The 23,581-nt window shown below is 56.1% G+C and carries 22 protein-coding genes; 14 read left to right on the forward strand and 8 right to left on the reverse strand.

Features of this window, described 5'->3' with window-relative positions:
* Nucleotides 1-900 carry a ParB/RepB/Spo0J family partition protein gene (locus K3754_RS00500; protein ID WP_203209533.1) on the forward strand — a complete coding sequence of 300 codons (900 nt, stop codon included), beginning with the start codon at nt 1-3 and terminating at the stop codon, nt 898-900.
* On the opposite strand, the gene hemW is transcribed toward K3754_RS00500, so the two are convergent.
* Genes hemW through rph form a run of 3 tightly spaced genes read right to left on the reverse strand, consistent with a single transcriptional unit; the run spans nt 897 to nt 3,368 of the window.
* Nucleotides 897-2,054, reverse strand: coding sequence for a radical SAM family heme chaperone HemW (hemW, locus tag K3754_RS00505; protein ID WP_259939861.1), 1,158 nt, complete (start codon nt 2,052-2,054; stop codon nt 897-899). The genes K3754_RS00500 and hemW overlap by 4 nt on opposite strands.
* The gene (gene rdgB, locus K3754_RS00510) at nt 2,047-2,658 is read right to left on the reverse strand and encodes an RdgB/HAM1 family non-canonical purine NTP pyrophosphatase (protein ID WP_259939874.1); all 612 of its coding nucleotides are present in this window, start codon (nt 2,656-2,658) and stop codon (nt 2,047-2,049) included. The genes hemW and rdgB overlap by 8 nt, the downstream gene beginning before the upstream one ends.
* Nucleotides 2,655-3,368 carry a ribonuclease PH gene (gene rph, locus K3754_RS00515; RefSeq protein WP_259939876.1) on the reverse strand — a complete coding sequence of 238 codons (714 nt, stop codon included), beginning with the start codon at nt 3,366-3,368 and terminating at the stop codon, nt 2,655-2,657. The genes rdgB and rph overlap by 4 nt, the downstream gene beginning before the upstream one ends.
* A gap of 111 nt (nt 3,369-3,479) precedes the next feature.
* Here rph and hrcA point away from each other — a divergent pair, with 111 nt between their 5' ends.
* Nucleotides 3,480-4,544 (forward strand): heat-inducible transcriptional repressor HrcA, encoded by a 1,065-nt coding sequence (gene hrcA, locus K3754_RS00520; protein WP_203209530.1) that lies wholly within the window; start codon nt 3,480-3,482, stop codon nt 4,542-4,544.
* A gap of 9 nt (nt 4,545-4,553) precedes the next feature.
* Nucleotides 4,554-5,117: a nucleotide exchange factor GrpE gene (locus K3754_RS00525; protein ID WP_203209529.1), complete on the forward strand. Its 564-nt coding sequence runs from the start codon at nt 4,554-4,556 to the stop codon at nt 5,115-5,117.
* A gap of 53 nt (nt 5,118-5,170) precedes the next feature.
* Here K3754_RS00525 and mutS read toward each other — a convergent pair whose 3' ends face one another.
* Nucleotides 5,171-7,792 carry a DNA mismatch repair protein MutS gene (gene mutS, locus K3754_RS00530; RefSeq protein ID WP_259943418.1) on the reverse strand — a complete coding sequence of 874 codons (2,622 nt, stop codon included), beginning with the start codon at nt 7,790-7,792 and terminating at the stop codon, nt 5,171-5,173.
* A gap of 164 nt (nt 7,793-7,956) precedes the next feature.
* Between mutS and K3754_RS00535 the strand changes: the two genes are divergently transcribed.
* The 3 genes from K3754_RS00535 to K3754_RS00545 are packed head-to-tail and all read left to right on the forward strand — an operon-like array spanning nt 7,957 to nt 12,871.
* Nucleotides 7,957-9,687, forward strand: a complete 1,731-nt coding sequence (locus tag K3754_RS00535; protein ID WP_259939881.1) for a glycosyltransferase 61 family protein — start codon at nt 7,957-7,959, stop codon at nt 9,685-9,687.
* Between the two features lie 56 nt (nt 9,688-9,743).
* Nucleotides 9,744-12,002, forward strand: coding sequence for an NADP-dependent malic enzyme (locus K3754_RS00540; RefSeq protein ID WP_203209527.1), 2,259 nt, complete (start codon nt 9,744-9,746; stop codon nt 12,000-12,002).
* A complete protein-coding gene (locus K3754_RS00545; RefSeq protein WP_259939884.1) occupies nt 11,999-12,871 on the forward strand; it encodes a ribokinase in 873 nt (290 codons plus the stop codon). Before K3754_RS00540 ends, K3754_RS00545 begins: the two co-directional genes overlap by 4 nt.
* Here K3754_RS00545 and msrA read toward each other — a convergent pair.
* The gene (gene msrA / locus K3754_RS00550; RefSeq protein WP_259939899.1) at nt 12,868-13,533 is read right to left on the reverse strand and encodes a peptide-methionine (S)-S-oxide reductase MsrA; all 666 of its coding nucleotides are present in this window, start codon (nt 13,531-13,533) and stop codon (nt 12,868-12,870) included. The genes K3754_RS00545 and msrA overlap by 4 nt on opposite strands.
* 164 nt (nt 13,534-13,697) lie before the next feature.
* On the opposite strand from msrA, the gene K3754_RS00555 reads away from it, so the two are divergent.
* Both K3754_RS00555 and K3754_RS00560 read left to right on the forward strand, forming a co-directional pair.
* On the forward strand, nt 13,698-14,390 hold the full coding sequence (locus tag K3754_RS00555; protein WP_259943419.1) for an HAD family hydrolase: 693 nt from the start codon (nt 13,698-13,700) through the stop codon (nt 14,388-14,390).
* Nucleotides 14,391-14,461: 71 nt separating this feature from the next.
* Complete coding sequence (locus K3754_RS00560) at nt 14,462-14,875, forward strand: hypothetical protein (protein ID WP_037906287.1); 414 nt, start codon at nt 14,462-14,464, stop codon at nt 14,873-14,875.
* Nucleotides 14,876-14,970: 95 nt separating this feature from the next.
* Here the strand turns inward: K3754_RS00560 and K3754_RS00565 are convergent, their stop codons facing one another.
* The gene (locus tag K3754_RS00565; protein WP_203209523.1) at nt 14,971-16,239 is read right to left on the reverse strand and encodes an argininosuccinate synthase; all 1,269 of its coding nucleotides are present in this window, start codon (nt 16,237-16,239) and stop codon (nt 14,971-14,973) included.
* A 123-nt stretch (nt 16,240-16,362) separates the two neighbouring features.
* Between K3754_RS00565 and ilvA the strand changes: the two genes are divergently transcribed.
* Nucleotides 16,363-17,595 carry a threonine ammonia-lyase IlvA gene (gene ilvA, locus K3754_RS00570; RefSeq protein WP_203209522.1) on the forward strand — a complete coding sequence of 411 codons (1,233 nt, stop codon included), beginning with the start codon at nt 16,363-16,365 and terminating at the stop codon, nt 17,593-17,595.
* 9 nt (nt 17,596-17,604) lie between these two features.
* Nucleotides 17,605-18,417 (forward strand): SDR family oxidoreductase, encoded by an 813-nt coding sequence (locus K3754_RS00575; RefSeq protein ID WP_259939905.1) that lies wholly within the window; start codon nt 17,605-17,607, stop codon nt 18,415-18,417.
* Here the strand turns inward: K3754_RS00575 and K3754_RS00580 are convergent.
* Nucleotides 18,414-18,749, reverse strand: a complete 336-nt coding sequence (locus tag K3754_RS00580; RefSeq protein WP_311201454.1) for an Hpt domain-containing protein — start codon at nt 18,747-18,749, stop codon at nt 18,414-18,416. The two genes, K3754_RS00575 and K3754_RS00580, sit on opposite strands and share 4 nt — an antisense overlap.
* Before the next feature lie 147 nt (nt 18,750-18,896).
* Between K3754_RS00580 and K3754_RS00585 the strand changes: the two genes are divergently transcribed.
* Nucleotides 18,897-20,174: a PP2C family protein-serine/threonine phosphatase gene (locus K3754_RS00585; protein WP_259939908.1), complete on the forward strand. Its 1,278-nt coding sequence runs from the start codon at nt 18,897-18,899 to the stop codon at nt 20,172-20,174.
* Here K3754_RS00585 and K3754_RS00590 read toward each other — a convergent pair.
* Nucleotides 20,171-20,614, reverse strand: coding sequence for an NUDIX hydrolase (locus K3754_RS00590; protein WP_259939913.1), 444 nt, complete (start codon nt 20,612-20,614; stop codon nt 20,171-20,173). The genes K3754_RS00585 and K3754_RS00590 overlap by 4 nt on opposite strands.
* 92 nt (nt 20,615-20,706) lie before the next feature.
* On the opposite strand from K3754_RS00590, the gene K3754_RS00595 reads away from it, so the two are divergent.
* Genes K3754_RS00595 through K3754_RS00605 form a run of 3 tightly spaced genes read left to right on the forward strand, consistent with a single transcriptional unit; the run spans nt 20,707 to nt 23,445 of the window.
* A complete protein-coding gene (locus K3754_RS00595) occupies nt 20,707-21,702 on the forward strand; it encodes an Hsp33 family molecular chaperone HslO (protein ID WP_259939916.1) in 996 nt (331 codons plus the stop codon).
* The gene (locus K3754_RS00600) at nt 21,695-22,291 is read left to right on the forward strand and encodes a CoA pyrophosphatase (protein ID WP_259939920.1); all 597 of its coding nucleotides are present in this window, start codon (nt 21,695-21,697) and stop codon (nt 22,289-22,291) included. Before K3754_RS00595 ends, K3754_RS00600 begins: the two co-directional genes overlap by 8 nt.
* The gene (locus tag K3754_RS00605; RefSeq protein ID WP_259939923.1) at nt 22,267-23,445 is read left to right on the forward strand and encodes a CCA tRNA nucleotidyltransferase; all 1,179 of its coding nucleotides are present in this window, start codon (nt 22,267-22,269) and stop codon (nt 23,443-23,445) included. Before K3754_RS00600 ends, K3754_RS00605 begins: the two co-directional genes overlap by 25 nt.
* The last annotated feature ends 136 nt before the right edge of the window (nt 23,446-23,581 follow it).

Genomic DNA, 23,581 nt, shown 5'->3' on the forward strand with positions numbered 1-23,581 from the left:
ATGGCAGATAAACAAGATCGCAAACGCGGATTAGGTCGCGGGCTGTCCGCATTGATGGCGGATGTCGCGGAAACCGAAGCGACAACCGCACAAGGGCCCGTCGCGACGGAGCAATATATCCCGATTGAGCGGATTTCTCCGAACCCGGAACAGCCGCGGAAGCGTTTTGCTAAGGAAGATCTGGATGATCTGGCCGCGTCGATCAAGGAGAAAGGCGTCATTCAGCCGTTGATCGTGCGCAAGCGGAGCGATGAATCCTATGAGATCGTCGCTGGTGAGCGCCGCTGGCGTGCAGCGCAGCTGGCGCAGCTACATGAACTGCCGGTGGTGATCCGTGAATTTACAGATGTTGAAGTTCTCGAGGTGGCAATCATCGAGAATATTCAGCGTGCCGACCTGAACCCGATTGAAGAGGCCGCAGGTTATCGGCAATTGATGGACAAGTTTGGCCATACCCAGGAAAAAATGGCCGAAGCGCTTGGCAAAAGCCGGAGCCATATTGCGAACTTGCTGCGCCTTTTGAACCTGCCACAGCCAGTCCTGGATATGGTCCGGGATGGCGATCTAAGTGCAGGGCATGCGCGTGCTTTGGTGCCCGCGCAAGACCCCGTCAAATTGGCCCGAGAGATTGTCAAAAAGGGGCTGTCCGTTCGCGCAGCTGAGGCGTTGGTTAAGAAAGAACAGCAAGCGGATGCCAGCGACGTGGTCGATGGCAAAAAGCCGGCGGCCAAAGTTGAGAAAGACGCCGATACCAAAGCGTTGGAGGGCGATCTTACAGCAGCACTTAAGATGAAAGTTGTGTTGAACCATAAGCCCGGCCAAGAAAAGGGCCAGCTGACAGTTCATTACGATTCATTGGATGAGTTGGATGAATTGTGCCGCGTGCTGAGCGGTGCTTAGTTAGGTATAAGGTGCTCGATCACCGCGTTCAGAACGTTAAATCCTTGATTTGTAACAATAATCCGATCATCTGTGGCGCTGATCATCCCAATCTCGCTCAGATGATCGATCTTTTCTTCGGAAACCGGTTTACCAGCAATTCGTGCAAACCGCTTTGGATCAATGCCTTCCTTTAACCGCAAGCCCATCAACAAAAATTCGATGGCTTGTTCGGATGGATCGAGCAGGCTCCGTGGCTTCTCCGTCGTCCCATCAGATGATCTCTCAAGCCAGGTTTTGGGATTGCTGAAGCATTCTGTTGCAAAGCGGTTGCCTTCAATCGTAACCCGACCATGGGCGCCGGGCCCGATTCCGATGTAATCACCATATCGCCAGTAGATCAGATTATGTCGCGATTGCGCCCCGTCGCGGGCGTGATTTGACACTTCGTATCCCGGCATTCCCATTTCGTCGCAAATGTCTTGGGTAAGGGTATAGAGATCGGCGCCCAGATCTTCATCGGGCAATCCGCGTAATCCACCACGGGCATAACGATCGCCAAATGCTGTGCCTTGTTCAATGGTGAGTTGGTAGAGCGATATATGGTCTATCGCGAGGTTTAGAGCCTGCTTTAGCTCTACCTTCCAGTCCTGAGCGGTTTGGTTCTGGCGTCCGTAAATCAGATCAAAACTGACACGGTCAAACGCGGCCCTTGCGACGTCAAAGGCGGTCAGGGCCTCTTTTGCAGTATGAATCCGGCCAAGGCGGCGGAGATCTTCGTCGTTCAAAGCTTGTATTCCCATGGAAACGCGGGTGATCCCGGCGTCACGGTACGCGGCAAAGCGGCCCGCCTCGACGGAACTGGGGTTTGCTTCGAGCGTGATTTCAAGATCGTTGGCTGTGGGCCAGTGTGTTTTGATGGCGCTGATGACATCTGCAACAACATCAGGGTCCATCAGGCTGGGCGTCCCGCCACCAAAGAACACTGCATTCAGGACACGGCCCTTGGTTTCAGCAGCGGTGCGTTTGAGTTCTGACAAATAGCCATCACGCCATGCGCGTTGGTCAATTTGTCTGCTGACATGGCTGTTGAAATCACAATACGGGCATTTCGCCTCGCAAAACGGCCAATGGATATAAAGCCCAAAGCCGCCGTTTTGCCAATCTTCAGTCAAAACAAGCTGTGATCAGCTTGGAAAAGGCGTCAGCACGGTGGCTGATCGCGTTTTTCTGATCGGCATCCATTTCGGCAAAGGTGATGTCATGGCCGTCCGGCATGAACATCGGGTCATATCCATGGCCCAATTTGCCGCGGATCGGCCAAACCAAAGTGCCGTTAACGCGGCCCGCAAATACTTCGTCATGGCCATCGGGCCAGGCTAGAACCAGCGTGGCGCAGAACCGGGCGCGCCGGGGGTGCGGTGCCGATTTTTCTTCAAGCAGATTGTGCGTCTTGGTCATCGCCATCGTGAAATCGCGGCCGGTCGGGGTTTCCGCCCAATCTGCAGTGTACACGCCGGGCGCATTGTCCAAGGCTTCCACCTCGATCCCTGAATCGTCGGACAGGGCAGGCAGGCCGGTGGCTTGCGCTGCGGCATGTGCCTTGATCCGTGCATTGCCAACAAAGGTGGTCTCGGTCTCTTCCGGCTCTGGTAGGTTCAGCTCGGCCGCGCCGACCACAGAAACGCCGCGCGGAGCGAACAATTGCTGCATCTCCTCCAATTTGCCAGCGTTGTGGGTGGCAATCAGGATGCGGGTTTCTGTGAATTTCCGGGTCACGCAGTGACGTCCTTTTGGATCGCGACGAGTTCGGACACGCCTTTCTCGGCCAGGTCCATCAATTGGTTCATTTGATCGCGCGAGTACGTGGAGCCCTCAGCGCTCATCTGAACTTCGATCAATCGCTTTGAGCCGGTCATGATGAAGTTGCCGTCGACCCCTGCTTCTGAATCTTCAGGATAATCGAGATCAAGCACGGGCTGACCCGCGTAAATGCCGCAGCTGATTGCGGCAACTGGATCAACCAGCGGATCGGTGATCACATCGCCGGCCTTCATCAATTTGTTGACCGCAAGGCGCAGCGCAATCCAGCCGCCGGTGATCGACGCGCAGCGGGTGCCGCCATCGGCCTGCAAAACATCGCAATCCACGGTGATCTGACGTTCGCCCAGCGCAACGCGATCAACACCTGCCCGCAAAGACCGGCCAATCAGGCGTTGAATTTCAACAGTGCGGCCGCCTTGCTTGCCCGCTGTGGCCTCACGGCGCATTCGGGTGTTGGTGGCGCGGGGCAGCATGCCGTATTCTGCGGTGACCCAACCCAAACCGGAACCTTTGATAAACGGCGGAACGCGATCTTCGATGGTTGCAGTACACAAGACATGGGTATCCCCCATCTTGATCAGCGCCGACCCTTCGGCATGTTTGGTAAAGCCTACCTCAACAGAGACAGCACGCATTTCATCAAGTTTCCGGCCAGAGGGACGCATATTCATTCCTTTACAGTTTGAACCGGGGATAGCGCCCGACCTATGCTGTATGCAAGCCCGATTGACGTTTACCCTTGCTGCACCTTTATTATCTCCTAAACAGGTATGAAGATGACAGAGACCTCTGACCTACTCAACGAGATGAATGACCGATCCCGCGAAGTGTTTCGCCGGGTGGTCGAAGGATATCTGGCCAATGGTGATCCTGTTGGGTCACGAACCCTGACACGGGATTTCAGTGAAAAGGTCAGTGCGGCTACAATCCGGAACGTGATGCAGGATCTTGAGTACCTTGGTGTCTTGGGATCGCCGCACGTCAGCGCCGGGCGTATTCCGACACAACTGGGCCTGAGGATGTTTGTCGACGGGATGATCGAACTGGGTGATCCGACAGAGACCGACCGCGAAAAGATTGATGCGACCCTTGGCGACAATGCATCGGATGTTGGCGGTCTGCTTGATCGTGTTGGCTCTGCCTTGTCGGGGGTCACGCAAGGGGCGTCACTGGTTATGACGCCCAAGCACGAAGCCCCTATAAAACATATCGAATTTGTGTCCCTGTCGCAGGATCGGGCACTGGTGGTTCTGGTGTTTTCGGACGGTCATGTGGAAAATCGACTGTTCACGCCACCCCCTGGGCAAACGCCGAGTTCCATGCGGGAGGCGGCAAATTTCCTCAATGCGCTGGTTGAAGGTAAAACCATCAGCGAGCTTCAAAAAACCATTGAGCGGGAGATCGCACAAAGGCGACAAGAGATTGATGTTCTGGCCCGCGACATGGTGGAAAGTGGTCTGGCACTGTGGCAAGGCGAGGATACCAACACGGAGCGTTTGATCGTCCGAGGACGGTCGAATCTGCTGGGAACGGAAGCGGAAGCCGAGGATCTGGAACGTATTCGCAGCCTGTTTGATGATCTGGAACGCAAGCGTGACATTGCTGAATTTCTTGATTTGGCCGAGGGCGGCGAGGGTGTACGCATTTTTATCGGCTCAGAAAACAAACTTTTCTCACTTTCGGGTTCCTCTCTGGTGTTTTCCCCTTATATGAACGCTGATCGAAAGGTGATTGGTGCGGTCGGCGTGATTGGCCCCACTCGCCTGAACTATGGACGTATCGTGCCGATTGTGAATTACACGGCACAGCTGGTCGGAAAACTGGTGTCTGATCGGAGTTAGAGGTGAAAAATGGCAGAGCCTAAGGAAAACGATTTTCTCGACGATATTGAGCAAGCGATGGCAGAGGAATTTGCCGAGGACGCGGCAGAGATTGATGACGAAGCGCTGGAGCTTGAACAGCTTCGTGCAGACCGGGATCAATACAAAGACCGTTTCATGCGGGCGCTGGCCGATGCCGAGAATGCACGTAAGCGGTCTGACAAGGATCGCCGTGAGGCGGAGAACTATGGCGGGTCAAAGCTGGCCCGTGACATGCTGCCTGTTTACGACAATATGAAACGCGCCCTTGAGGCCGCCACAGAAGAGCAGCGGCAGGTGTCCGGCCCATTGCTTGAGGGTGTGGAGCTGACCATGCGCGAGCTGCTGAATGTGTTCAAGAAACACGGGATCGAAGTGATCGCGCCGGAAGTCGGCGATAAATTCGATCCGCAGCATCATCAGGCCATGTTCGAAGCGCCGGTGCCGGGCACCAAAGCGGGTGACATTATCCAGGTTGCGGCAGAAGGGTTCATGTTGCATGACCGCTTGCTTCGTCCCGCACAGGTTGGGGTTTCGTCGCAACCTGCGGGATAAGAGATTTCTTGCCTTCGGCGAGAGTATTTATTGAGCCAAAAAGAAAGAGGTGGTCAGTCTTTGACCGCCTCTTTCAGTTTGTACAGCAGATCAAGTGCCTCACGCGGGGTCAGCTCATCTGGCATGATCGTCTTGAGTTGTTCTTCAACCTCGGACTTTTGGGTCGGAGCAGGGGCCCGCGTGGCGCTCACCGAGAAAAGCGGTAGATCGTCGATCAGGGTTTTCTGAGTTGCGCCGCCTTCGCGTTCGCCTTTTTCCAGCGCATCAAGAACAACACGGGCGCGAGCTATCACCGCATCAGGCAAACCGGCAAGTTGCGCCACTTGTACGCCATAAGATCGATCCGCCGCGCCCTTGCGCACCTCGTGCAGAAAGATCACCTCGCCTTCCCATTCTTTCACCGCGACTGTGGCGTTATCAACGCCGTTCAATTTACCGGAAAGGGCGGTCATTTCGTGATAATGGGTGGCAAAGAGCGCCCGAGATTTGTTCACATCATGCAGATGTTCAAGCGTAGCCCAAGCGATCGACAACCCATCATAAGTCGCTGTGCCGCGACCAATTTCATCGAGGATCACCAAGGCGCGGTCGTCCGCTTGGTTGAGAATCGCGGCGGTTTCAACCATTTCGACCATAAATGTGGAGCGGCCGCGCGCCAGGTCATCCGAAGCACCCACCCGGCTGAAAAGCTGGCTGATCATGCCGATATGCGCAGAAGCGGCGGGGACGAAGCTGCCCATTTGAGCCATCAGGGCGATCAGCGCGTTCTGGCGCAGAAATGTAGATTTACCGGCCATATTGGGGCCGGTCAGTAACCAAATATTCGCATCCTGATCCGATGCGCTGAGGTCACAATCGTTGGCGATAAACGGCTCACCCGATTGTTGGGCGAGGGCGCGTTCCACCACGGGATGACGTCCACCCTTGATGTCAAAGGCGCGGCTGTTGTCCACCTTGGGGCGTGTCCAGTTTTCCGCCAGCGCAAGATCGGCCAGGCCCGAGGCCAGATCAATCTCGGCCAACGCGGTTGCGGTGACGCCGATCTGCGCGGCGCTTTCAAGAATGGCGGCTTTGAGGGATTCAAATAGCCGTTTCTCGATCTCAAGCGCGTGGTTCCCCGCATTGAGAATCTTTGTCTCCATTTCGGACAATTCTACCGTTGTGAAGCGTACCTGATTTGCAGTTGTCTGACGATGGATAAAGGTCTCGGACAGGGGTGGCGCCAGCATCTTGTCTGCATGGGTTGCGGTGGTTTCAATAAAATATCCCAGCACATTGTTGTGCTTGATCTTCAGTGTCGAGATGCCCGTGATAGAGACGAAATTCTGTTGCATTTCTGCGATGACAGAACGCCCTTCATCGCGCAGTTTGCGCGAAGCATCCAGTTCTTCGTCATAGCCTTCGGCGATGAATCCGCCATCGCGGGCCAGGAGCGGCGGCTCTGCAACCAGCGCGGCATCCAAAAGGTCAACGAGATTGGTATGGCCGGTCAAACCTTTTGCCGCAGTGGCAAGCAGATCTGGCAGATCAGATGGCGAGATCAGGTTTTGGAGTTGTTCTGCCTCTGCGAGGCCATTGCGGATTGCGGCGATATCGCGCGGACCACCCCGATCCAAAGAAAGCCGAGACAAGGCGCGGTCAAGATCAGGCACCTTGCGCAGATGATCGCGGATATCCTGAACAAGGCGACGGTGTTCGGTGCAGAAGGAAATCGCATTAAGACGGTTGATAACAGTCTCTAAAGACCGCGAGGGGCTTGCGATCCGGCGCTCCAGCAGTCTCGCGCCGCCGGCGGTACAGGTGCGATCCATGATCGACAAAAGCGATCCAGCGCGACCACCTGTCATGCTATGGGTCAATTCCAGGTTGCGTCGGGTAGCGGCGTCAATCTGAACGCTGCGGGCTTCGCTTTCCTTCTGGGGCGAGCGCAGGAGGGGCAGTTTGCCTTTTTGAGTGATCTCCAAATAATCGATCAATGCACCCATTGCAGAAACTTCGGCGCGGGAAAAGCTTCCGAAGGCATCAAGGGTTGCAATGCCGAACAGATCACAGATGCGTTTTTCGGCTGCGGTGCTGTCAAAGGCGGAGCGGGCGATCCCGGTTAAAGCGAGGCCGAAATCAGAGACTAACTCGGCAAATTCCTGCTCTTTGGCTTCGGACACGATCAATTCGGATGGGGTGAGGCGGGCCAGTTCCGGGCTTAACCGAACGGTTGCCAAGGGCATGACGTGAAAGGCACCGGTAGAGATATCGACCCAAGCCAGCGCCGATGCATCACGTACCTCGGCAAATGCAGCAAGGTAATTGTGGCGGCGCGGTTCGAGCAAAGCCTCTTCGGTCAGGGTGCCGGGGGTGACAAGGCGGACAACATCGCGTTTGACTACCGATTTATACCCGCGCTTCTTCGCCTCGGCCGGGCTTTCCATTTGTTCGCACACCGCAACGCGAAACCCTTTGCGGATCAGCGTGAGCAAGTACCCTTCGGCGGCATGAACGGGGACACCGCACATCGGGATATCCTTGCCCGCATGTTTGCCGCGTTTGGTCAGCGCGATATCCAATGCCTCTGCGGCAGCGACCGCATCATCAAAAAACATCTCGTAAAAATCGCCCATCCGGTAGAACAGCAGGGCGTCGGCATATCCGGCCTTAAGCTCAAGATATTGCGCCATCATCGGCGTGACTTTTTCTTCGCTCACTGCATTCTCCCCACGCATGTCTGTCTGTACAAAACCATGCGGTCTGAGGAAAGAGGGCCACGCCCAGAGATGTTGGTAGACCGGGGCATTCTTCGTGATAAAATCGGGTTAACACCACATGATGAGAGCTCCGCCCGCCCGTGCGCAACAAGATTAACCTGTCGTTGCCGCCAGAAACCCTGTTTCACAACCCCTGGAGCGATCCGGGGTTTTTTCTGCTGAACAGGCCGGAATTTATCTGGCGACCCAAAGAGCGGGCCATCATCGAAGGATTTGCGGTAAGCGAACATGCGCAGATCAACAAGAAGATACGATCATTCCTGACGGTCACCAAGCGGCAAAAGACCTTTAGCAAGGCGATCGAGTACGCTGCCGCCCCGATTTATCTGGAGCAGGCGAGTTTTCGTAAATCCCACATCATGGTGCAGGACAGAATGCTGCTCAACGGCGCCTCCGGGGTGCGGTTGATAAACCGGTTTCATTGGGAAAATGAAGAGGCTGAGATTGACAGCGTTGATCAGGTTCAGACCTATCTTGCTGGTTGTCAAAATGAGAACACGGGGCGTGAAATTCCGTCGATTCTGGCCGATTTAGAGCCTGATACTGACGTTGCTATCGAATGCCGAAACACGTTCAACTTCTATCATTTTATCACCGAGTCTCTGTCACAGCTGACGGTTCTGGACGGGCATAACTTCACCGGAAATGTTTATTTCCATTTTCCGAACCAGGAAGACAAACAGAGACCCTTCGCCAGGGCTTTTGTGGATGCGTTGTTTCCTGAGCTCGCGGGGCGGGTGTTTTTTGAGCGGGCGCCGAAAGAATACGACAGCGTCATATCGACCTATGATTTTTTGGGTGGCCACTATCAGGCGCCACGTGAAAGCGTCAGTGGGATAGGTGATTTTGCGCCAAAACCGTTTGTTGAGGGGGGTGGTTTGACGGATGTGCGTGGTCAGGCGGTTCTGGCGATGAACTGCGTCAGTTCGCCACTGATTGCCCTGCGCAACCGCGGTTTGGCGGCGATCGAGGGGGAGGATTTTAGCCATTTGCCCAAGCGGTTCTTTGTGGGCCGCGATGATCGCCAAAGTCGAGCGCGGCACATGGAAGGTGAGGATCTGTTGTTTGATCATCTGCGCCTGTTTGATTTTGAATATGTTGTGTTTGAAAACCTGTCTCCGCTAGAGCAGGTGGCGATCATGGCCCAGGCAGAAGTGATGATTTCCTATCATGGAGCCGGCTTTACCAACATGTTGTTTGCCAATCCTGATGCCTATGTGATCGAGCTTGGGACATTGCAAACCGCGCAGTTTCGTTGGGGAGATTTCTGGCCTTTGGCGAACGCTGCGCAATGTCGTTACATCAGTTTTTTTGCAGACCACAACACAGAAAACCCCTTGTTAGAGCCGAACTTCAGCCAGGACGGCATTGTTCCCGTGCGTCTTGGTGAGGCCGCAACAGCAGAGATTATGGCCTTTGTCGTTACCTTGTTGGGGCATTATCCGAAATTGACCAAACTGGCGATTTTGATCGAAACCGCGACCCGTGTTCTGCAGGCAGGAGCGCCGGAGAAAGCGGCAGATCTTATTGGCCATCATGCCGAATTTCTGGACCGCGACGCAGAGCTTTGCCTGATCAAGGCGGATTGCCACAAGGAACTGGATGAACCCAAGTCAGAATTGGTGGCGCTGGATCTGGCCTATAAGGCAGATAGGAGCCGTTGGCAGACCTTGGTGCGGATGATCTGGTGCGCGAACCGGTGTGAGCGCCCGCAAGTGATCCGATGGGCCCTATCCCGGCTTGAGCGCGATTTCCCTGAACGGCACGAGAATTTCGTTACCGCACATAACTGGGTCAAATACGTCACCTGATTGTATGCGCGTGCTTTGCTGTCTATGACTTGTCTAAACAGCAGAAAGCCGATCCCGTGACCAAAAACCGTATCACCTCAGAAGAAGCGCTTGCCTTCCACCTCGAACCCAGCCCCGGCAAGTTCGAGATCAGCGCAACCGTCCCGATGACCACCCAGCGCGATTTGAGCTTGGCCTATTCGCCCGGTGTTGCCGTGCCCTGCGAGGCCATCGCTGAAGCGCCTGAAACTGCTTATGACTATACCAACAAGGGCAACCTTGTGGCGGTGATCTCCAACGGGACAGCGGTTTTGGGCTTGGGCAATCTTGGAGCGCTGGCCTCCAAGCCGGTGATGGAAGGCAAGGCCGTCCTGTTCAAGCGTTTCGCCGATGTGAATTCCATCGATATTGAGCTGGATACCGAAGATACCGAGGCCTTTATCAACGCGTGCAAATTGATGGGACCCACCTTTGGTGGCATCAATCTTGAGGACATCAAGGCGCCGGAATGCTTTATCATTGAGCAGCGCCTGAAAGAAGAGATGGATATCCCTGTCTTTCACGATGATCAGCATGGCACGGCCGTGATCTGTGCGGCGGGACTGCTGAACGCTTTGCATATTTCCGGAAAAAAGATCGAAGATGTCAAAATCGTTCTGAACGGTGCCGGTGCGGCAGGTATTGCCTGTCTTGAGCTGCTCAAGGCGATGGGCGCAAAACATGACAATTGCATCATGTGTGACACCAAGGGTGTGATCTACCAGGGCCGTACCGAAGGTATGAACCAGTGGAAATCGGCGCATGCGGCAAACACCAAGCTGCGTACTTTGGAAGAGGCGATGAAAGACGCCGATGTGTTCCTCGGTGTGTCGGTCAAAGGGGCAGTGACCCCCGATATGGTGGCCAGCATGGCGGACAATCCGGTGATCTTTGCAATGGCAAACCCTGATCCGGAGATCACGCCCGAAGAGGCGCATGAGGTGCGCATGGACGCCATCGTGGCCACCGGGCGCAGTGATTATCCAAATCAGGTGAACAACGTTTTGGGCTTTCCCTATCTGTTCCGCGGAGCATTGGATATTCATGCCCGTGCGATCAACGACGAGATGAAGATCGCCTGTGCCCATGCGCTTGCCAATCTCGCACGCGAGGACGTGCCAGATGAGGTTGCCGTGGCTTATGGCAAGACCCTCAGCTTTGGTCGCGATTACATTATTCCAACGCCGTTTGATCCACGTCTTATTCACCGTATTCCGCCAGCGGTCGCTCGGGCCGGCATGGATACCGGCGTGGCGCGGCGTCCGATTATCGACATGGACGCCTATGAATTGAACCTGAAATCCCGCATGGATCCGACCGCCAACATCTTGCGCGGCATAAACGCTCGCGCACGGGCCAATCAGGCGCGGATGGTCTTTGCCGAAGGGGACGATCCACGGGTCTTGCGGGCCGCAGTGATGTATCAGCGTGCGGGCCTCGGCAAAGCCTTGGTTGTCGGACGGCCTGATGATGTGAAGGCCAAGCTTGAATCCACCGGGATGGGGGATGCAGTCCGCGAGCTGGAGGTGGTGAACGCCGCCAACACCATGCATTTGGACAGCTACAAAGATTACCTTTATGGCCGGTTGCAACGGCGCGGATTTGACAAGAAAGACATACATCGCCTCGCCGCCCGAGACCGTCATGTGTTTGGTGCATTGATGCTGGCGCATGGGCATGGCGATGGCCTTGTGACCGGTGCAACGCGCAAATCGGCGCATGTGCTTGAGCGGATAAACCATGTGTTTGAGGCAAATGCCGAACATGGCGCGGCAGGGTTTACCGCGCTGATGCACAAAGGGCGGATCGTGTTTATCGCCGATACACTGGTGCATGAATGGCCGGATGAAAACGATTTGGCCAATATCGCAGAAAGCGGCGCACGGGTTGCGCGGCATATGGGGCTGGAGCCGCGTGTGGCCTTCGTCAGCTTCTCTACCTTTGGCTATCCTGTGTCGGAGCGTGCGGAAAAAATGCATCTCGCACCGAACGTTCTGGACGCCCGCGGTGTCGATTTTGAGTACGAGGGCGAAATGACCGTCGATGTGGCGCTGAATGTTGCGGCACAAAAAAGCTATCCGTTTTCGCGGTTAACGGGGCCAGCGAATATTCTGGTTGTGCCGGCGCGGCACTCTGCCAGTATTTCGGTGAAGTTGATGCAGGAAATGGGCGGTGCAACGGTGATCGGGCCAATCTTGACCGGCTTGGATCAGTCCATCCAGATTTGCTCGACCAACGCAACGGCCAATGACATCTCGAATATGGCGATTCTTGCGGCCTGTAAGGTCGGCAAATGATCTGGAACCTTGGTTCGATTAACGCGGACAACTTCTATCGTGTGCCGCATTTGCCCGAACCTGGGGAAACCCTTGCCGCGACCGGATTTGACCGGGGGCTTGGCGGCAAGGGCGCAAACATGTCGGTCGCAGCAGCGCGCGCTGCGGCACGCGTGGTGCATATCGGCGCTGTCGGTGCCGAAGGCGGATGGGCCAAGGACCGTTTGTTGGAATATGGCGTAGATACGCAGCATATCTCAGAGGTCGACACCCCCACAGGCCATGCCAATATCTGCGTCGATCCGGCGGGTGAAAACAGCATCGTTCTTTATCCGGGTGCCAATCATGCCATCACCGAACAGATGATCGGCGCGGCATTGGCAGAGGCATCGCCGGGGGATTTTGTTTTGATGCAGAACGAAACGCTGGGCCAGAAATATGCGGCAGATACAGCGCGTACCTTGGGGTTACGGGTGGCCTATGCCGCCGCGCCCTTTGATACCGATGTTGTAGCCGAAATGGCAGCACTGGCGGATCTACTGATCTTGAATGAAGTCGAGGCAGCGCAGTTGCTCGGGGCAACCGGGCAGGAATTGACCGATCTGCCGGTGGATGATGTTGTGGTCACGCTCGGCGGTGACGGATGCAGATGGGTCTCTAACAAGGGAAATGTCATACAGACCTATGCGGCTTACCCCGCCGATCCGGTTGATACGACCGGGGCGGGCGATACCTTTACCGGTTATCTGATCGCCGGACTGGATCGCGGAATGGAGATGGCTGATGCAATTGATCTGGCGATGCGGGCCGGGGCGCTCATGGTGGCGCGGCACGGCACCGCAGATGTGATTCCGGATCTCAAAGAGATCCTGGATCACGACTTTGGCTAGTTCACGAAGGGCGCATTTGCACCCCACAACTGTTTGACCCGTTTGTCACGGCCACAGCCCTTGCGATACCGCTTGTATGCAACCGCCTTTTTCACACCAACCCCGACGCTGCTGAAGGCGAGGCGTTCACTGCTTTTGTAATAATCCTGATGATAATCATCGGCGGCATAGAATGGTGCAGCGGGCAGGATCGGGGTGACGACTTTTTGCCCCAATGCGGCCTGGGCCTCTGCCTTGGCCTTTTCAGCGGCGGCTTTCTGGGCGGGCCCATTGGCAAAGATTGCTGAACGGTAGGTCGGACCGCGGTCACAGAATTGCCCGCCCGCGTCCGTCGGATCGATGGATCGGAAAAACAGCGACAGGATCGTATCACGGCTGACCACCGCGGGGTCGAACTGGATCTGGACCACTTCGTAATGACCGGTGCCGCCGGATGTCACCTGCTTGTAGGTAGGGCTCTTGGTTGTGCCGCCAGCGAAACCTGACACCGCTTCCTTGACCCCTTTGACAGATTCAAAGTCTGATTCAACGCACCAGAAACAGCCGCCAGCGACCACGAGCGTTTCGGTTCCAGCAGCATGAGCATGGGGGGCACGGGCGCAAATGCCGATCACGATCAATGCGGCTAGGGCAATGGCCTTGAAGTTGGAGAGTTTCGTCATTGTCTGCTCCTCTTGGATGCAATGAGGCTGCCGTTCAGTCTGAGCTAGCGCAAGAGCGACTCCCGCCAAGTCACGCGGTGGTGAAGGCAATTTACCGCTTGGCTTGCCTTCGTAACATTTCTAGCGTCGCCCTTGGTCTGCGACGAGAAAAAGTGAGAAAAGAGATGCGAATTGCGATGTGGTCGGGGCCACGAAATCTGAGCACGGCAATGATGTACAGTTTTGGCGCACGCCCGGATTTTGCAGTGATGGATGAGCCGTTCTATGCGCCCTATCTGCTACATACCGGCATCGAACACCCGATGCGGCAGGACATTCTGGACGCCCATGAGAATGACCCGGTCAAGGTTGCACAAACCTGCCGTGAAGGCGGGACGCCGCATTTGTATATGAAACATATGCCGCATCATATGATTGACGGATTTCCCATGGAGTGGGTGGAGGAATGCGTCAATATTCACCTGATCCGCCATCCTGCACGGGTGATTGCCAGCTATGCGGCGAAACGCGAAGCGCCGACGTTGCATGATATCGGCTATGCGCAACAAACGCGATTGTTTGATCGCATTGGCGGTTTGGTGATCGACAGCACCGATATCCGCGCCGACCCTGATGCGATGTTGTGCAAACTTTGCGCTGCCATTGATCTTCCGTTTGATCCGGCGATGCTGCATTGGCCGGCGGGGCCGCGCGTCGAGGATGGGATTTGGGCGTCGCACTGGTATGGGGCGGTGCACCAAAGCACCGGTTTTGCCGGAGCAGAGGGGCCATTACCGGACTTGCCTGTGAGTTTGCAGCCCTTGCTGGATCAGGCGTTGCCGCATTATCAGCGGCTTTGGGACCGCCGAATGAAATAATTTTACAAATTTTTTGAAACTCTCCCTACAGCACCTTCGTGCCTTCACCATCATTAACAAGGGAGATCGTAATGAATACTCTATGGAATGCCGCCGCTGCACTGGTTTTGAGCACTGGTGCCGCCTTTGCTGCCGCCCACGCAACACCAATGGTCGAAGCGTCTGATCAGGACGTGTCAAACGGCGTGGTCAGCGCAGAAAAAGTTGTCGCAGGCGAAAACGGTTGGCTGGTTGTGCATCGCACTGGTGCCGACATGAAGCCGGGTCCGGTTGTGGGCTATGCCCCTCTGCGCGCCGGTGAAACCGCTGATGTTGCCGCGATCTTGCAAGAAGAGGTCAAGCCCGGCGAGATGCTGATGCTTATGGTTCATGCCGAGGCAGGCGGGATGAAAACCGGGGTGTTTGAATACACGCTGGGTGCCAAAGAGGACGGCCCAATCAAACCTGATGGGAAGCTGGTGATGACAGTCATCACCGCCAAGTAACGGCTGGGCGCCGTGCCTTTCGTTGCCAGAAGGGGCGGCGCCGTTGCTAACTTGCCCGGACAAAACCTGTCCGGGCCTTTTTTATGTGATATCGATCAATCGAACCGTGGCAGACCGCGATCCGGCACAACATCTTTGCCAGTTGCCTCACCGCGCCGCTGATCACGGGCGGCCAGCAGGCGCAGACGGAGGGCGTTGATACGGATAAACCCTTCGGCATCTTTCTGGTCATAGGCACCGCGGTCATCTTCGAAGGTCACGTGCTGTTCGGAATAGAGGCTTTCGTCGGACCAACGACCAACAGTGCGCACGGATCCTTTGTACAGCTTCAAACGCACCGTACCGGACACATGTTCCTGGCTCTTGTCGATGGCCGCCTGCAGCATCTCGCGCTCCGGGCTGAACCAGAAGCCGTTGTAGATCAGTTCAGCATAGCGTGGCATCAACTCATCCTTGAGATGTGCCGCGCCGCGATCAAGGGTGATCGATTCGATGCCGCGATGCGCCTCAAGTAGCAGTGTGCCGCCGGGCGTTTCATAGATGCCACGTGATTTCATGCCAACAAAACGGCCCTCAACCAGATCCAGACGGCCACAACCGTGCTTGCCGCCCAGTTCATTCAGCTTGGTCAGGATCTCGGCAGGGCTCATCGCCTCGCCGTTGATCGAAACGGCATCACCTTTTTCAAAACCAACTTCGATGAATTCCGGCGTATCGGGCGCATCTTCGGGATTCACGGTGCGCTGATAGACATAGTCAGGTGCATCCACGGCCGGATCTTCAAGCACTTTACCTTCGGATGAGGTGTGCAGCAGGTTGGCATCAACGCTAAAGGGTGCCTCGCCGCGTTTGTCCTTGGCAATCGGGATCTGGTTCTTTTCGGCAAAGTCGATCAGCTTGGTCCGGCTGGTCAAATCCCATTCACGCCAAGGGGCGATTACTTTAATTTCCGGGTTCAAGGCATAGGCGGCCAGTTCAAAGCGCACCTGATCGTTGCCTTTGCCGGTTGCACCATGGGCCACGGCATCAGCGCCGGTTGCTTCGGCGATCTCAACCAGACGCTTGGAAATCAAGGGGCGCGCGATGGAGGTGCCAAGCAGGTAGAGCCCCTCATAGACCGCATTGGCGCGGAACATCGGGAATACGAAATCGCGCACAAATTCTTCGCGCACATCTTCGATAAAAATCTCCGATGCGCCCATCATTTCAGCCTTGGCGCGGGCTGGCTCCAGCTCTTCTCCCTGGCCGAGATCGGCGGTGAATGTGACAACCTCACAGCCATATTCGGTTTGCAGCCACTTGAGGATGATCGAGGTATCAAGCCCGCCGGAGTAGGCGAGCACAACTTTTTTAGGCGCGGACATGAAGATTCCCTTTCCAGTTCGTCTCGCGGCCTAGCGTTTTTTCAGGGCACGGGCAAGATAAGGGGCCGTTGACCGGGGCGTATTGCCGCCCTATCGACAGAAAACACTGGCAAAGGCGGTTTTATGACAGAGAATTTTCAGGCGATGGCGACATTGGCGGCAGCAAAGATGCGGCAGGTGTTCCCCGAAACGCCGCTGATGCGCAACGAAATGCTGTCCGAACGGTTTGGCGCTGACATCTGGCTCAAGCGCGAAGATCTCAGCCCGGTACGGTCATACAAACTGCGTGGCGCCTTCAATGCGATGCGCAAGGTGATCCCGGATCAGACAATGTTTGTCTGCGCCTCGGCGGGCAATCACGCCCAGGGTGTTGCCTTCATGTGCAAACATTTCCAGGTGCATGGCGTGGTGTTTATGCCGGTTACGACGCCGGAACAGAAAATCCTGAAAACCCGCATGTTTGGAGGTGATCACGTCGAGGTGCGGTTGATCGGGGATTACTTCGACGAATCCCTCAAGGCCGCGCAGGATTTTTGTGCCGAAAAGGGTGCGCATTTCCTGTCCCCCTTTGATGATGAGGATGTGATCGAGGGGCAGGCCTCTGTTGCGGTTGAGATAGAGCAGCAGTTGGGTGGGCTGCCGGATCACATCATCTTGCCGGTCGGTGGTGGTGGGCTGTCTGCCGGGGTGCGCGGGTATTTTGACGATACGGTGCGCTATACCTTTGTTGAGCCGTCTGGCGCCAAGAGCCTTGCCGCTGCATTGGAGGAGGGCGCACCTGTCGATGTCTCGCCGATCAATTCCTTTGTGGATGGCGCCGCCGTAGCCAAGATCGGTGCACGGACATTTGCCCGACTGAAGGGCATTTCGCCGAATGACGTGATGGATCTCGCCGAAGATCGGATCTGCAACACCATCGTTGAGATGTTGAATGTCGAAGGCGTTGTTCTGGAGCCAGCCGGCGCGATGTCAATCGAGGCGCTGGGCGAGGTGGCAGATCAGATCAAAGGCAAAACCGTGGTTTGTGTGACCTCTGGCGGGAACTTCGATTTTGAACGTTTGCCCGAGGTAAAGGAGCGGGCGCAGCGATATGCCGGCCTCAAGAAATATTTTATTCTCCGATTGCCGCAACGTCCCGGCGCATTGCGCGATTTTCTCGATACACTGGGCCCACATGATAACATCACGCGATTTGAGTATATGAAAAAATCTGCCCGTAACTTTGGCTCTGTCCTGATTGGGATCGAAACGGATGCGCCGCAGAACTTTCCGGCGATGTTTGGCCGGATCGATGCGGGCGGCTTTACATATACCGATATCACCAATGATGAGACGCTTGCGCAATTTGTGATCTAAGGGGCCGATATGAAGTTTAAAGATGCATCCGTTGTCATCACCGGTGCGGGCAGTGGGATCGGGGCGGCCTTGGCCCGCTTGGCCGCGACAAAGGGCGCGCGAGTTACCGTTTCGGACATTGACGGCGACAAGGCAAAGTCAGTTGCACAAGAGATTGGCGGGATCGCGGTGCCTTGTGATGTGCGCAACGAAAACGCTATTCAAAAGCTGATTACGAAGGCCGAAGCGGCCCACGGACCGGTTGATATTTTTGTCTCTAATGCGGGGCTTGGGCGAGGTGATCCAAGCCATGCAGCATCGCAACCGGATGAGGATTGGATGTTGAATTGGCAGGTGCATGTGATGGCGCATGTTTATGCTTGCCGGGCTTTGCTGCCGGATATGATTGCGCGAAAATCAGGGCATCTGGTCAATGTGGCGTCCGCGGCAGGATTGCTGAACCAGATCGGCGACGCAGCCTATTCCGCGACCAAACATGCCGCGGTCAGCTTTGCAGAATCCTTGGCCATCACGCATGGGGCGGATGGGATCAAAGCCTCCGTTGTTTGTCCGCAATATGTGGCGACGCCTTTGCTGGGGTTGTCTGACGCCGATGCCGCCGCGCAGGCCAATCTGCTGACAGCGGACGATGTGGCGGCGGCTGTTGTTGAGGGGGTCGAGGCAGGCAGGTTTCTGATTCTGTCGCATCCCGATGTGGCGGAATACACCCGCCACCGGGCACTGGATCATGACCGGTGGATCGGTGGGATGCAGATGTTGCGGGCTAAGGCAAAAGACACCTTTGGCGAGATCAGCGTCGAGTCGTTTTATAAGCTGGTTTAAGGGTCAAAGGCGCTTGGCAACTCCGCCAGAAATCGTGATTTTGAGGTCTCGTAAGATACCAAAATCGGCCCAAGATCAATCTCATGGGCGCGCCCTTTTGAAGCAAGGGTTTCGCTGATTTGACATAGATCGGACAGATCGCAAAACCCGAGCGTTAGCGCGCTGCCCTTGAGAAAGTGCAGGGCCTCTTCCAGGTTTCGGTCGCCTGCTTGCGCAGTAAGGGTCAACGTCACGCTGTCCGCCTCTTCGAGGAAGAGATCCACGACCTCGCCAAAATCGTCCGGGCCGACTTCGTTTCGCAGGTTTGAAATGCGATCCCAATCCAGCATCATAAGATCCTTTCAAGGCCAATTGTCCGCCTTGAACCTGAATAATCTCCTGCGATTTTTGTGGAGATTGCGTTGGATTTTAGCTTTCACCCGGTCTTAAGACCCCGGACCATAACAAGCGCCATTCGCCATCATCTGTGCTGGGGGCCTATGGTTCAGGGTATAACGGCATCTATCGGTCAAAGCCGGTTGGATGCACATGAGGCCGCCGTAAGGGTGGTGTTGGTTGTTGATGACAGCCGCCTGCAACGGCGCATCCTGATGTCGTCTTTGGCGCGGTGGGGGTTTGAGGTGATCGAGGCCGCATCGGGCGAGGAGGCGCTGGCGGCCTGCCGCAAACGAATGCCCGATCTGATATTAAGCGATTGGATGATGCCGGGTATGTCCGGTCTGGAATTTTGCGAAGTGTTCCGTGATCTGGAAAATGAGAGCTATACCTATTTTATCCTTCTGACCTCCAAAAGCGAAAAGGCGGAGGTGGCCAAGGGGCTTGATTCAGGTGCTGATGATTTTTTGACCAAGCCTGTTGATGCCAATGAATTGCGGGCCCGCATTACGGCGGGCGAACGGATCATCGATATGCAGCGAGAGCTGTCGCACACCAACCGGGTGATCAGCGAAACACTGGATGAATTACAGCGTGTCTACGATTCTCTCGATTCTGATCTTCTTGAGGCGAAAAAGCTGCAGCAATCCCTCCTGCGGCAACGCAGCGCCACGTTTGACCAAGGGCAATTGTCGCTTTTGCTACGGCCAAGTGGCCATGTCGGGGGGGATCTGGTCGGGTTTTACCCTGTCGGGGACCGTCATCTGGGCCTGTTCGCCATCGATGTGTCCGGCCATGGTATCAGTTCGGCCCTGATGACGGCGCGGTTGGCCGGTTATCTGTCCGCCACCGCCCCGGATCAGAACATCGCGTTGCAGCGGTCGGAAGATGGGGTTTATGCCCTGCGCCCGCCTGCTGAAGTGGTCACTGCTCTAAATGAACTTGTGCTGAACGAAATGGAAACGGAGCATTATTTCACACTGATGCTCGCCAATATCGACCTGAGTACTGGCAACGTGCAGATCGCCCAGGCGGGTCATCCGCATCCGGTGGTGCAACGGGCCGACGGCACAATCGAACAATCCGGCACGGGTGGTTTTCCTGTGGGATTATTGCAGGGCATCCCCTTTGAGCAGTTTGAATTGTCTCTGCGCCCCGGTGATCGTTTGCTGATATTGTCAGACGGGGTGACAGAATGCCCTGACGCCAATGATCAGATGTTGGATGAGGACGGGTTGGCGGCAATCCTCAATGCATTGCAGGGGGTTAATGGTCATGACCTGTTTGAGGCTTTGGTTTGGGAACTGTCCTGCTTTTCGGGCACAAACGAGTTTCCCGATGACATTTCCGGCATCCTTTTCGAATTCTCCGGGCCTGACTAACGCTGGCCCAAGTAGCGCGACAAGAAGATCCGATCGCCATCGTTGCCCAACGCCGTCACCGCGTCAGAGCCGGACAAGACCAGCGTCGCATGATCCGGTTCAATCGGATCCGCGATCTGGCGCACAGGGTGTGCGACATAAACATGGCACAGCTTCTCTGCCCAAAGGTCATATTCAGGCATGAATACAAATCGCCGGAACGCCCCCAAGCGCCGGGGTTGCGCGATGCGCCAGCCGATCTCTTCGAGAACCTCGCGGTGCAGGGCCTGCAAGGGCGATTCGCCGGGATCAATGCCGCCGCCGGGCAGCTGCACATCAACCTGCGGCTCCATCTGCGCGGTCATCAAAAAGCGGCCCTTCAATGGCAAGATCGCATAAGCCCCTGGCCGGACGCGATAAGACTTGTCCCAGCGGGGTGTTTCCCCAATCCGTCTGATCATCAACGCCTCCTGTTGAAACGGCCCCTTTATCCACGGGTTGCCGCCCCTATATAGACGCGGTATGCCAAGCGGCCCCCGATAAGGAAACCCCCATGACCTCTCCTCACCAGCCCACTCAACAGCTCGCATGGGACGACAGCGTTCTGCCGTTTCAGTTGGATCACGCGGATATCCGTGGCCGTGTGGCGCGGCTTGACGGTGTGCTTGATGGCATTCTCAAACAACACGACTATCCTGCGCAGGTCGAAGCGCTGGTGGCAGAGATGGCCTTGCTGACCGCATTGATCGGCCAGACCATGAAACTGCGTTGGAAACTGTCCTTGCAGGTACAGTCGAAAGGGCCAGTGCGGATGATCGCCACTGACTATTACGGCCCGGACGAAGATGGCCGTTCAGCCCGCATTCGAGCTTATGCCAGCTATGACGCGGATCGCCTGACGGATGGTGCGCCGATTGATCAGGTCGGCGAAGGGTACTTTGCAATCATGATCGATCAGGGCGAGGGCATGACTCCCTATCAGGGTATTACCCCGCTCACGGGAGAGTCATTGGCGTCTTGTGCAGAGGCGTATTTTGCGCAGTCCGAACAATTGCCAACACGTTTCTCGCTGAGCTTTGGCCGGTCTTCCAGCCCCGACAAGGCCGAGCATTGGCGGGCAGGTGGCGTGATGCTTCAACATATGCCCAAAGCGTCGCCCTTTGCCGCATCGGGAGAGGGAAATGGCGATGTGCTGAGCGCCAGCGATCTGGTGGACGGCGATGAGGAAGAGAACTGGAACCGTGTGAACATGTTGCTCAACACGGTTGAAGATTTCGAATTGATCGGGCCAAGCGTGCCGCCGACAGATCTGCTGCTGCGATTGTTCCATGAAGAGCAACCGCGCGTATTCGATGCTCAGGCCGTGCGGTTTGGCTGCACCTGTTCCGAAGATCGTGTGCGGCAAAGCCTGTCGATCTATTCTGCCAAGGACATCGAAAAGATGACCACCGATGACGGGCGCGTCACAGCGGACTGCCAGTTCTGCGGAGCGCATTACGATATGGATCCGGCAAGCGTTGGGTTTGAGGCCGAAACAGGTGGTGCATAAACAGATTGACGATATCCGCGCGGCCTTGCTGCGCAGTGGATCGTCATCATCGGATTTCGATCTTAACCCTGATGTGGTTTTACCTGCGGGGCGCACATTGCGCCCGGCGGGGGTTCTGGCGCCGATTCATGAGGTTGATGGCAGGCTTGAGCTGATCCTCACCAAGAGGTCATCAGCGCTCAAACACCATCCGGGGCAAATCGCCTTTCCGGGTGGCAAGCAGGACGAAGGCGATGCCGACGTGATTGCCGCGGCCCTGCGTGAGGCCGAAGAAGAGATCGGCCTGCCACGTGATATTGTGGATGTTCTGGGTGTTCTGCCCACGCATGAAACTGTCACCAGTTTTGATGTCACACCTGTAATTGCCTTTGTTAGAGACAGATTCGAGATCAAACCAGAGCCCGGTGAGGTCGAAGAGGTGTTCTCTGTGCCGCTGGACCATGTGCTTGATCCGGGTAATTATCTGGTGCAGTCTCGGCGCTGGCGGGGCACCCGGCGGCATTATTTTGTTGTGCCCTACGGACCCTATTACATCTGGGGCGCAACCGCGCGTATGTTGCGGGCATGGTCAAATCAAATGACATTGTGATTCCTCCCGGCACAAGCTGGCTGAAGGACAAGGATGCACAGGCTGTTTGCCGGGTGATCCAAGAGGGCGGGCACCGGATTTTCTATGTCGGCGGCTGCGTGCGCAATGCGCTTTTGGGTCTGGCAGACAGCGATGTGGACATGTCAACCGACGCTTTGCCGACAGAGGTCATTCAATTGGCAAGGGACGCAGGCATGAAGGCGATCCCAACCGGGATCGACCATGGCTCCGTGACCGTCGTTGCGGGCGGCAAACCATTTGAAATCACCACCTTCCGGCGAGATGTCGAGACAGACGGGCGCCGCGCGACTGTGGCGTTTTCCAAAGACATCACCGACGACGCGCGCCGCCGGGATTTTACGATGAATGCGCTTTATGCAGATGCGCTGGGCGCGGTTGTGGACCCATTGAACGGTCTGCCCGATCTTTTGGCGCGGCGGATCAGATTTATCGAAGATCCGGCTGCTCGCATCCAAGAAGACTATTTGCGCATTCTGAGGTTCTTTCGGTTTTCGGCCTGGTTTGGCGATCAACAAGAAGGCTTCGACGAAGAGGCCTTGGCCGCAATTTCTGCAAATACCCAAGGTTTAGAGACACTTTCGGCTGAGCGGGTGGGTCAGGAAATGACCAAGTTGCTGGCAGCGCCGGATCCTGCGCCAGCGGTCGCGGTGATGCGTCAAACCGGCGTGTTGGCGGCGCTGTTGCCGGGCAGCGATGACCGGTGGCTGGCTGTTCTGGTGCATATGGAAGACGCGATAGGGCTCTTGCCCAATTGGCTTACCCGGCTATCCGTATTGGGCGGTGAGGATGCGGCCGTACGTTTGCGGCTGAGCAAAGCTGATGGCAAACAGCTTGCCCTGTTGCGAGAGCTTGGATTCGCCGGTCCGCGCCTGCCGGAACTGGCCTATCGGCATGGCGCAGAAACGGCGCGGCAGGCGCTGCTGCTCCGGTCCGTGATCGCGGAAAAAGTGCCGGAACTATCCGTATTAGAGACGATCAATCAGGCCGCAGCCAAAACCTTTCCGGTGAATGCGGCGGATCTTATGCCTGCGTTTTCCGGCCCCGCGCTGGGCCAGCGGTTGAAGCATTTGGAACAGGCTTGGATCAATTCTGATTTTGCCCTGTCACGGGAAGAGTTGCTGAAATTACCCTGAAGGGTCGACAGCCCGCCCGGAATTCTCTATGCAAATGCATATGAACACGGAGGATTGCAAAATGTATCGCGGGATCTGGTTGAGCTAACGCTCCCCCAAGCGCGTATTCCTATCGGGGCGCAATTGTGTGTCCTGA

Source organism: Sulfitobacter sp. M368 (genome assembly GCF_025141875.1).
Lineage (GTDB): Bacteria > Pseudomonadota > Alphaproteobacteria > Rhodobacterales > Rhodobacteraceae > Sulfitobacter > Sulfitobacter mediterraneus_A.